Origin of the sequence: Tautonia sociabilis, assembly GCF_003977685.1 — a bacterium.
Taxonomy (GTDB): domain Bacteria; phylum Planctomycetota; class Planctomycetia; order Isosphaerales; family Isosphaeraceae; genus Tautonia; species Tautonia sociabilis.
The window spans coordinates 1-3,020 of the sequence record NZ_RYZH01000108.1 but is presented as its reverse complement, the minus strand read 5'-3'; the positions used below and the strand labels follow the sequence as shown (position 1 = coordinate 3,020).

1 protein-coding gene is annotated in these 3,020 nt (G+C 72.0%); it reads left to right on the top strand.

Translation table 11 applies throughout. The features are described from left to right. Positions 1–2,680, top strand: a 2,680-nt coding sequence (locus tag TsocGM_RS25485) for a DUF1553 domain-containing protein (RefSeq protein WP_199756918.1), incomplete at its 5' end; no start/stop codon positions are given. Between the last annotated feature and the right edge of the window lie 340 nt (positions 2,681–3,020).

Below are 3,020 nucleotides of genomic sequence, written 5' to 3'. Positions count from 1 at the left end.
CCCGCCGACCCGCCCCGAGCCCCCCGCCGTCTCCGACCCCTCCTGGATCCGCAACCCGATCGACGCCTTCATCCTCGCCCGGCTCGACGCCGAGGGGCTCTCCCCCGCCCCCGAGGCCGACCGCCGCACCCTGGCCCGCCGCGCCAGCCTGGATCTGACCGGTCTGCCCCCCGATCCCGACCAAGTCGAGGCCTTCGTCAACGACCCCTCGCCCAACGCCTACGAGGCCTACGTGGATCGGCTGCTTACCTCCCCCCGCTGGGGAGAGCACCGCGCCCGATCCTGGCTCGACGCCGCCCGGTACGCCGACACCCACGGCCTGCACTTCGACAACGAGCGCGAGATGTGGTCGTACCGCGACTGGGTCATCAACGCCTTCAACCGCAACCTGCCGTATGACCGCTTCACCATCGAGCAGCTCGCCGGCGACCTGCTCCCCGACCACACCCTCGACCAGCTCATCGCCACCGGCTTCAACCGCTGCAACATCACCACGAACGAGGGCGGCACGATCCCCGAGGAGAACCTCGTCAACTACACCCGGGACCGCACCGAAACCGTCGCCACCGTCTGGCTCGGCCTGACCGCCAACTGCGCCACCTGCCACGATCACAAGTTCGACCCCCTCACCCAGCGCGAGTTCTACGAGCTGGCCGCCTTCTTCAACAACACCACCCAGGGGGCGATGGACGGCAACATCCGCGACACGCCCCCCGTCATCCCCGTCCCCGCCCCCCAGGACCGCGACCGCTGGGAGCGACTGCAGGCCGAGCTGGCCGACGCCCGATCGCAGGCCGACGCCCGCAAGGCCGACGCCCGCCCCGAGTTCCAGCGCTGGCTGGCCGACGCCTCCCCCGAATCGGTCGCCCCCCTGGCCCCCGCCGACGGCCTCGCCGCGCTCGCCCGGCTGGGGGAGGGCATCCAGCCCGGCCCTGTCGACACCCTGCAAATCGCCAGCGCCGGCGACTTCGACACCGACCTCGCCTTCACCGCCTCCGCCTGGATCCGACTCCCCCGGCGGAACATGACCGGCGCCGTCGTCTCCCGCATGGACGAGGCGAACGGCCACCGCGGCTGGGACCTCTGGATCGAGAACAACCGCGTCGGCGGCCATCTCGTCCACTCCTGGCCCGAGGACGCCGTCAAGGTCGTCTCCCGCGCCGAGCTGCCCCGCAACCAGTGGACGCACGTCAGCATCTCCTACGACGGCTCCGGCAAGGCCTCCGGCGTGACCATCGCCATCGACGGCCACCCCCAGCCGGTCGACGTGGCGGCCGACACCCTGACGGGCTCGATCCGCACCGCCGTCCCGCTCAAGGTCGGCCAACGGAACGCCTCCGGCCTGCTCGACGGCGCCTCCATCCGAGACGTCCGCCTCTACGATCGCGCGCTGTCGACCGTGGAACTGGCCTCGCTCTCCGGCGCCGACCGAGCGTTCCGGCTGGCGGCCCTCGCCCCCGACTCGCGCCCCGACACCGAGATCGACGCCGTCTTCTCCTGGTGGCTGGCCCACGTCGACGACACCAGCCGGGGCCTGCAACAGCGGCTGGCCGCCCTGGAGGCGGAGGAGGCCGAGATCAAGGCCCGGGGCACCATCGCCCACATCACGATGGAGCGCGACCAGCCGGCCACCGCCTTCGTCCTCCACCGCGGCGAGTACGACAAGCGCCGAGAGCAGGTCTTCGCCGACACCCCCGACATCCTCCCCCCGATGGGAGACGACCTGCCCCGCAACCGTCTCGGCCTGGCCCGCTGGCTGGTCCGAGACGACCACCCGCTGACCGCCCGAGTCGCCGTCAATCGGGCCTGGCAGGAGGTCTTCGGCACCGGGCTGGTCGCCACGGCCGGCGACTTCGGCGTCAGCGGAGAGCTCCCCTCCCACCCCGAGCTGCTCGACTGGCTGGCCGTCGAGTTCCGAGAGTCCGGCTGGGACATCAAGGGGCTCTACCGCCTGATGGTCACCTCGAACACCTACCGCCAGTCGGGCGCCGTCGCTCCCGAAAAACGGGAACGCGACCCCCAGAACCGCCTGCTCTCCCGGGGCCCCCGCTTCCGCATGGACGCCGAGATGATCCGGGATTACGCCCTGGCCGCCAGCGGTCTGCTCGTCGAGCACCTCGGCGGCCCCAGCGTCAAGCCCTACCAACCGGAGGGCGTCTGGGAAGCCGTCGCCATGCCCGAGAGCAACACCCGCTTCTACTCGCAGGACACCGGCCCCGGCCTCTACCGCCGCAGCCTTTACACCTTCTGGAAGCGGGCCGCCCCCCCGGCCAGCCTGGAGACCTTCAACGCGCCGAGCCGGGAGTTCTGCACCGTTCGCCGAGAACGCACCAACACCCCGCTCCAGGCCCTCGTCACCCTCAATGACACCCAGTACGTCGAGGCCGCCCGCCACCTGGCCGAGCTGGCCCTCAAGGGCGCCGGCGAGGCCGACGACGACCGGATCGCCTTCATGACGCTCCGGCTCCTCTCCCGCCCGCTGGAGTCGGAGGAGCTGGCGATCGTCCAGGAGTCGCTGGCCGACCTGCTCGCCTACTACCAGGCCCACCCCGACGACGCCCGGGCGCTGATCGCCGTCGGCGAGTCTCCCGCCGACCCCGCCCTCGACCCCGCCGCCCTCGCCTCCTGGACGATGCTGGCCAACCAGTTGATGAACCTGGACGAGGTCCTCACCAAGTGATCCCGAAGTGATCCCGGCTCCCGAGGAGGACCGACCGCCTCCCCGGGTCAGCCGGAGTCGGGCGCGGCGAGCCCCCAGTCCCTGAGCACCCCCGACCGGGGATGACTCGGCCCCAGCCGCCCCACCCCCCCTGCTCGCCGCTCCCGGAGAACCCCGGTCGAGGCCCCGACACCGCGTCCCCCGAGGCTCGCATCGCATCGCATCGCATCGCATCGAGGAACCGCCATGGATCCCCTCCGCGACTACGTCCGACACGAGACCCGCCGCCACTTCTTCGGCCGGGGGGCCAACGCCGTCGGCCTGGCGGCCCTCGCCTCGCTGCTCGGCGACCGGGCCGCCC